Annotated in this window: 1 protein-coding gene and 1 pseudogene; both read right to left on the bottom strand. The window is 77.4% G+C overall.

Annotation, left to right across the window (positions count from 1 at the left end; genetic code table 11):
• A pseudogene (locus ACWDCZ_RS41515) lies at nt 1–241 on the bottom strand (hypothetical protein); the annotation flags it as partial.
• Between the two features lie 127 nt (nt 242–368).
• Complete coding sequence (locus ACWDCZ_RS41510) at nt 369–854, bottom strand: hypothetical protein (protein ID WP_449818750.1); 486 nt, start codon at nt 852–854, stop codon at nt 369–371.
• Between the last annotated feature and the right edge of the window lie 378 nt (nt 855–1,232).

Genomic DNA, 1,232 nt, shown 5'->3' with positions numbered 1-1,232 from the left:
CGGTGGCCGGGGACGGAGCGGGCAGCGCCGTCGACCGGACGGACCGCTGCGCGGGCGCGGCGGCCTCCCCGGTCGCGCAGTGCCGCTCCAGGGAGTCGGCGGGGAAGTCGCCCGGCTCGGCCGGGGCGGTGGCCGCGGCGGGGGAGCGGAGCGGATGGGGGTCGAGGTGCTGCTGCGGGCAGCCGACGGGCAGCAGGGAGAACAGGCCGAGCAGCAGCGCGGCCAGGAGCCTGATGGGCATGACGGGACTCCGCGCGGCCGCGCGGGGGCGGCAGCGGATCGCGGGGGCGGAGGGGGCGGACGCGGGCGACGAGCGCCGGCCCGCGCGCCGCGAGGCGGGCGGGGGCGGGGCGCGGCCCGGGGCCGGTCTAGACCCTCAGCCGGGCGATCCGGTGCGGGGGTTCGAGTGTTCCGGGAGTGGTGCTCCCGGCTCCGGCGGCTCCGGTGCCTCCGGCCGTCGGGCCCGTCGGGTCGGGCGCCGGTGCGGCGTCCCCGAGGGTGGGCTGGGCGGCGACGGCCGACCAGGCGGCCTCGGCGTCGGGGCCGTCCTCGGGCTTCCCGGACAGGCACTCGCCGCCGGGGTGGTCGGCGTCCTCGCCGTGCTCCTGCTGGTGGGCGGGCCGCGTGGGCTGCGGAGCCTTCGGGGAGTTCGGGGCCTGGGGGCTGTCGCCCGCCGCCGTGGCGTGGGCGGACCAGACGATCCGGATCGGATCGGTGTGCCCGGCGCCGGTCTCCGCGCTGAACCCGTGGGACGCGAACACGGCCATCAGCAGGGCGCCCAGCCAGAACAGCCGCGCCGCCACCCCTCGGGGGCGGGCGCGTCGTGTACGCAACGGCGACCGGGCGGTGACCATGCCGTGATCCTAGCCCGACTTCCTGCTCCGCCATAGCGCGCCTCAGATGGTGTGATGAATCGTCAACTGGCCTGGCTCGGAGCACGATCGGAAGAAAGTGTTATCGGCGAGGGCGGGGAGGGTCTCCTGGGCACGGGAGTGAACGCGCGATGCCGTGGGTGAGGTCCACGGCGGGAACGCGGAGTGCTAGATGGGGCGCTCCGCGCGGAGCCAGAGGTCTCCGACCGCGTCCGCTCCCGACGCGCCGCCGGACCGTCCCGTCCGGCCGCGCACCCGGCGGTCCGCACGCTCCCCCCCCTGGCTGCGGACCGCCGGGGTCACCGGATCGGCTGGGGGTCACCGGGTTATTGAGCCGAGGCCCGTTCCTTGGGCAACCGC

This window comes from Kitasatospora sp. NPDC001225, assembly GCF_053597855.1.
The sequence above is the reverse complement of the archived record's forward strand: the minus strand, read 5'-3'. Positions and strand labels throughout refer to the sequence as shown.